5 protein-coding genes are annotated in these 6,440 nt (G+C 44.8%); 2 read left to right on the forward strand and 3 right to left on the reverse strand.

Features of this window, described 5'->3' with window-relative positions:
• Both glgB and glgA read left to right on the forward strand, forming a co-directional pair.
• The coding region (gene glgB, locus ACWVCM_RS12750; protein ID WP_455202137.1) for a 1,4-alpha-glucan branching protein GlgB at positions 1-1,672 on the forward strand (1,672 nt) is incomplete at its 5' end.
• A 74-nt stretch (positions 1,673-1,746) separates the two neighbouring features.
• The gene (glgA, locus tag ACWVCM_RS12755) at positions 1,747-3,246 is read left to right on the forward strand and encodes a glycogen synthase GlgA (RefSeq protein WP_455202138.1); all 1,500 of its coding nucleotides are present in this window, start codon (positions 1,747-1,749) and stop codon (positions 3,244-3,246) included.
• Positions 3,247-3,254: 8 nt separating this feature from the next.
• Here the strand turns inward: glgA and ACWVCM_RS12760 are convergent, their stop codons facing one another.
• From ACWVCM_RS12760 to ACWVCM_RS12770, 3 genes are all read right to left on the reverse strand, one after another.
• Positions 3,255-4,265, reverse strand: coding sequence for a glucokinase (locus tag ACWVCM_RS12760; protein WP_455202139.1), 1,011 nt, complete (start codon positions 4,263-4,265; stop codon positions 3,255-3,257).
• Between the two features lie 57 nt (positions 4,266-4,322).
• Positions 4,323-5,048, reverse strand: a complete 726-nt coding sequence (gene pgl / locus ACWVCM_RS12765; RefSeq protein WP_455202140.1) for a 6-phosphogluconolactonase — start codon at positions 5,046-5,048, stop codon at positions 4,323-4,325.
• A 74-nt stretch (positions 5,049-5,122) separates the two neighbouring features.
• The coding region (locus tag ACWVCM_RS12770; RefSeq protein WP_455202141.1) for an ATP-binding protein at positions 5,123-6,440 on the reverse strand (1,318 nt) is incomplete at its 5' end.

The following is a 6,440-nucleotide window of genomic DNA, read 5'->3' on the forward strand; positions in this document are numbered from 1 at the left end:
CGGTGTGTGGGAGTTATTTATTCCGGATCTCTTACCGGATGATTTATACAAATTTGAAATTCGCAGCAAAGATGGTCGTATTCTGGAAAAAACGGATCCCTACGGGCAATCATTTGAATGTCGTCCAAAAACCGCTTCTATAGTTACTCATGCTGAGTCTTATCACTGGCAGGATAATGACTGGATAGAGCGACGCAAGAATAGCGACTGGTTACACGAACCCATGTCAATCTACGAAGTGCATCTGGGTTCCTGGCAACGCACCGAAGATGGACATTTTCTCAGTTACAGGGAATTAGCCCACCGCCTGGTGGACCACGTGCAAACCCTGGGATTTACTCACATCCAGCTCTTGCCCATTACTGAGCACCCGTTTGATGGATCCTGGGGTTATCAAACTACGGGATATTTTGCCCCCACCAGTCGCTTTGGTTCACCGGACGAATTCCGTTACTTCGTGGATTATTGTCATCGTCATAACATAGGCGTACTACTGGACTGGGCACCAGGACACTTTCCCAAGGATAGCCATGCATTGGCCGAATTCGATGGCACTCCCCTGTATGAGCACGAAGATCCGCGGCGTGGTGAACACCGCGACTGGGGAACACTGATTTACAATTACGGCCGCGCCGAGGTTAAAAACTTTTTATTATCCAGCGCGCTATTCTGGCTCCAGGAATTCCACCTTGATGGCCTGCGTGTGGATGCCGTAGCTTCCATTTTATACCTCGATTATTCCCGTGAAGCGGATGACTGGCTTCCCAATATCTACGGGGGGAATGAAAACCTGGAAGCAATTGACTTCTTACGCGAGTTAAACACGGTCGTGCACGGTGAATTTCCAGGCTGCTTGATGATCGCTGAAGAATCCACTGCGTGGCCTCAGGTAACGCGCCCCACCTGGCTAGGCGGCCTGGGATTCAGCATGAAATGGAACATGGGCTGGATGCACGACACCCTGACCTATTTTTCCAAAGATCCTATACATCGTCATTACCACCACGATCAACTGACTTTTGGTCTTCTGTATGCGTTTACAGAGAATTTCGTACTACCGCTATCCCATGACGAAGTGGTACATGGCAAAGGCTCCCTGTTGAATAAAATGCCGGGGGACGAATGGCAACGCTTTGCCAATCTACGCTTGTTATATAGCTTCATGTATACCTATCCGGGTAAAAAAATACTTTTCATGGGTGGAGAATTCGGCCAGGGCACTGAGTGGAATTTTGACAAAGATCTGGACTGGTATGTATTACAATATCCACTCCATCAGGGCATGATGAAACTGATCGGCGACCTGAACAAACTCTATTGTTTCAATGAAGAATTTTATAGCCATGATTTCGAATCGGAAGGCTTCGAATGGATAGATTGCCATGACGCATCCCAGTCTACCATCAGTTACCAACGCAAAGCCAAAGACAAATTCCTGATGGTGATTTTAAACTTCACGCCAGTACCTAGAGAAAACTACCGGATTGGCGTCCCTCGCGAGGGGACCTATCATGAAGTGCTTAATTCGGATTCCGAATTTTACGGTGGAAGCAACATGGGAAATGGCCAGGGATTAATTGCTGAGCCAGTCCCCTGGATGAACCAATCCCATTCTTTAAATTTAACACTGCCACCGCTGGGAGCCATCGTTATTCAACGAGACAATGGATAATTCTTACATTATTCGGTAATGAAATCCCCTGCACCGGTGGTTAATAATAAAAAAATTTAGCCTATCATCTGACTATGCTGAAAATACTATTTGCATCCAGCGAAGTGCAACCTCTCATAAAAACCGGCGGTCTTGCCGATGTTTCCGGCGCGTTGCCTGTAGCGCTGAAGAAAATGCGCCACGATATTCGTATTGTCATGCCCGCGTACAGTGACGCCATGCAAAAAGCCAGGCGTGCTCAGACAGTAGCACAATTACAATTACCCGGTCTGCCTGGCACTATTAATATTCTTGAAAAAAAACTGCCTAATAATAACGTAAAAGTTTATTTTGTTGATTACGGCCCTGCCTACGATCGCAGTGGTAATCCTTATGTCAGCAACGACGGTGAACCATGGCCGGATAATGCTGAGCGGTTTGCCCTGTTTTGCCGAGCAATTTGCGAACTGGCACAGGACCGGGCAAACCTGAACTGGCAACCTGACGTTATTCACTGCAATGACTGGCAGACTGGTCTGGTACCGGCATTGTTACAAACTGAAATGGTTAGACCTGCGACCATTTTTACGATTCACAACCTGGCATACCAGGGATTATTCCCCCAACAAACCTTTAATATCCTGGGATTACCGCAAGTGCTGTGGTCACCCGATGGATTGGAGTTCCACAATCAACTGTCCTTTATTAAAGGTGGTGTTGCGTTCGCCGATCGTGTTACGACCGTTAGTCCGCAATATGCCAAAGAAATTCAAACTCCGGAATTTGGTTATGGTCTGGAGGGACTGTTAAAACATCGCAGCAACAAACTGAGCGGCATCTTAAACGGCATTGATGAAAAAGAGTGGAATCCAGGTAAAGATCCGCATATTAAGGCTAACTACGATACTGAATCATTTGCTGAGAAAAAACACAACAAGGAATTTTTACAGACGACATTTGGCCTGACAAATGATCCTGGCGCCCTGTTACTGGGATTCATAGGACGACTGGTGGAACAAAAAGGCGTCGATCTTATAACTGAAATCATTCCCCAACTGAATAATTTGCCAATACAACTGGTTCTACTGGGTACCGGCGATAAAAAAATTGAACACCAGCTCGAAACGCTATCTGACAGGTATTCCGACAAATTCAGCTGCAATATTGGCTACGACGAAAGCCTGTCTCATCAAATCGAAAGTGGCAGCGATGTATTTTTAATGCCTTCACGTTTTGAACCTTGCGGTTTAAACCAGCTCTATAGCCTGCGCTACGGAACCATTCCCATCGTAAATAATGTTGGTGGATTAGCAGATTCCGTGATCGACCTAAACGATCAGTACACCAACCTCAAACACGCAACGGGATTAGTCATGAAGGAAACAACAGGTAAAGCGCTTTACTCGCAAATCGTCAAGGCAATTAATGTTTACCAGGATCAAAGCAAGTGGTTAAGCCTGGTTAAAAATGGGATGCAAAAAGACTTTAGCTGGAAACACAGCGCAATGGATTATGTAGACTTGTATAAAACGGCCTTGTCCGAGAAAAAATTACCAAAATACCTGCAACAGAAACCCATCACTCCACCAACCTAGCCCGCTTATTACGCCGCGCATCGCGCCGCATAAACTGCCGCTCCCAACAAACCAACTTTGGGATTAGTAACCACCTTAACAGGAATATCTGATAACAGGTGTTGCATTTTACTCTTATTGTTAAAAGCGTTTATAAAGTGATCCTGCAATAAACTATCGATAATTCTTGGCGCTATGCCACCCGCAATATATACACCGCCTGTCGCCATTGTGAATAACGCCAGGTTACCTGCGGCAGCACCATAGATTTCAACAAACATATCCAGGGTTTTGACCGCCAATGGATCTTTTTTCGCCATGGCAAACTCTACTACTACTGGTGTAATTTCCTGTTGCCGAGTCGCGTGGCTGAGTTCCTCAGTTAATTGATCTGGTTCCCTGGCGCAAAAAAATTGAAAAATGTTTGCAATGCCTGGCCCTGACAGTGCGCGCTCAACACTCACAACATCAAATTGCTGCGCCAAATATCTTAGCAACTCCTGCTGAAGTTCATTCACCGGTGCAAAACTGCTGTGACCTGCTTCAGACGACAAAACCTGGTAGCCATCGGAACACCAGGCCAGAACTGCATGCCCTACACCTGTGCCCGCACCTATGACAGCCCGTACTCCGCGATCAACTGCCTTCCCAACCTGAAGTGTTGTCAAATCGGCTGCACCCAGTTGCTCTATACCGTAACCAACTGCCTGAAAATCATTAACCAATGTAAAGCGAGGAATAGCAAACTCGTTTGCCAGCGCAGTACTATCGAGTCGCCATGGCAAATTAGTCACTTTTGCTTCCTTTTGAGCAACTGGCCCCGCAACGCCTATACAGGCAGAATCAAGCACCTGTCCTTGCACCTGGTTCTGTTCAAGAAACTGACTTAACAGCAAATCAAAACTTAAGTACGATTTACTATCAAAACGATCTTCAGCAAGTACGGTGAACTTATGATCGGTATACTGCGAAATTTGCAATATAGTTTTAGTTCCCCCGATATCCCCTGCCAATATTTTCATATTCTGCGCGTTTTTCATTACTCCAATTACAATTATCAGGGTGAATTAAAAACTTCCTGTTGTTTGTATCCTTAATTACAGCAACTTCGCAGCATCCGCATCAACAAACCAGTTCAATTCACCAAGTGGCTTTATTCCTTCTACAGGATTAGCACCCGTCTTATCTACTAATACCTGCTTCAGCTTTACTGCTTTACTTTCACCCGTTACCAGTACTGCAACTTGCCTGGCATGATTGATTAGCGGATAGGTAAAACTAAGACGCCAACTATTCAGTTTTTCAACAAATACTGGCGCCACTAGTCGTGACTGCTCATGCAGGATGCTTGATTCAGGGAATAGAGACGCCGTATGGCCATCATCACCCATACCCAGTAATATCAAATCAAATACGGGGATATTATCATCCTGAACAGGCAATTCCCGCCTTAATATTTTTTCATAATGCTGGGCACTGTTTTCCAGATCTTCCAGGTCAGTAATTAGAGGAAATATATCGGTAGCGGGAATCGAGAGCTTGTCCAACATTGCCTCATGGGCCATGAGAAAATTACTTTGCTGGTGATCAAGCGGTACTGCCCGTTCATCCCCAAAATAAAAATTAACATGCTGCCAGTCAATACTGTTGGCATAAGCATCACTGGCGAGCAATTGATACAATGCGCGTGGTGTGTTACCACCTGCAAGCGCAATATGGAATTGTCCATGATCCGCCATAGCACTCTTTGCTACACGCAACAGCCAGTCGGCAACTCGCTGGCACAGCTCATCTGTATCTTTTACTATGGTTAAATTATTCATTTGCTCTTACCAATCTTAAACCTAATGATAGCCGAAAATGAGCAAAGGAACTAATGCGTTGGAATGATATATTATTATTTGGTCTGCTTAACAGCTTCAAGCTTTGGGGTTCGCTTACGCACACAGCTATTAATCACTGCCTGAAGCAAAGTTTTATCAGTAGGAACCGGCAAACAATCAACCGCACCCAATGCCAGGCCTTTTTCAGCCAGTTGTCGATCACCCAACAACACAATAGACACATCCTGCAAATTAGGGTGATCCTGAATATAGCCAAGTAAACGCCAATCCTGTTTTTGCGCAAGATCAAGATCAACAACTATCACATCAAAATGCTGTTCGGCAATAGTCTCCATACACGTATCTGCATCAATCACAGATTGTGCAACAAAGCCTTTTTGCTTGAAATATCGCGCGAATTGCTGAGCAATTAATGGTTCTTTATTCACAAACAATATGCAACTTATGTAAGTTCTTCGCTCAAATCGCTGTTGGTCAGTGAGATTTATCCTTTGCTGGCGCGCATCGTCTGATTGTTCGATGTGCTCCAGCTCAGCATCCGACTGCGGAATATCTTTTACTTTAACCGGTAAGAGTATGGTAAACGTAGAGCCTTTACCTTTTTCACTCGTTACTGTGAGATCTCCACCCATTAGTTGGCAGAAATTCCGACTGATAGCCAACCCCAGTCCAGTGCCACCATATTCACGTGTAGTCGATGAATCAGCCTGAGTGAAAGCATCAAAAATTTTCACCGATTCTTTTTTAGTCAATCCAATGCCTGTATCACTGACAGAGAAAACAATTTTTTCTACGTTGTTTTCCTCAAACCGTCTTACCTGCAAACTTACTTGACCATGATGGGTAAACTTGGCAGCATTACTTAATAGATTCAATAAAGTCTGCCGCAGCTTTAATACGTCCGCAATAATCACTCCTGAACTTTCATTGCACTCTATAATAAATTTATTGTCATTTTTTACAATGACAGGCTGAACATTGTGCTGCACATCACTAACCAGGTCACACACATTTATTTCCGTCAGTTCCAGATCAATCTTGCCCGCCTCAATTTTAGTTAAATCCAGAATATCCTTGATCAGCACTAACAAATGCTGGGCAGCAGAACGCACTTTTCTTAAATCACCTTTCAGAACATCATCGTTGCTCTGCTCAGCATCTTCTAACAACAATTCCGCATACCCAATTATAGCGTTGAGCGGTGTACGTAACTCATGACTCATATTGGCAAGAAACTGGCTTTTAGATTGATTTGCTCTGATAGCCGCATCTCGTGCAATCGCCAAATCAGCCGTTCTTTTTTCTACCAGCTCCTCCAGATGGTCACGACTAAGCTTCAGCTGAACTTCGGCGGCTTCGCGTTCCTTGATC

The sequence above is a fragment of the Kaarinaea lacus genome, assembly GCF_975902315.1.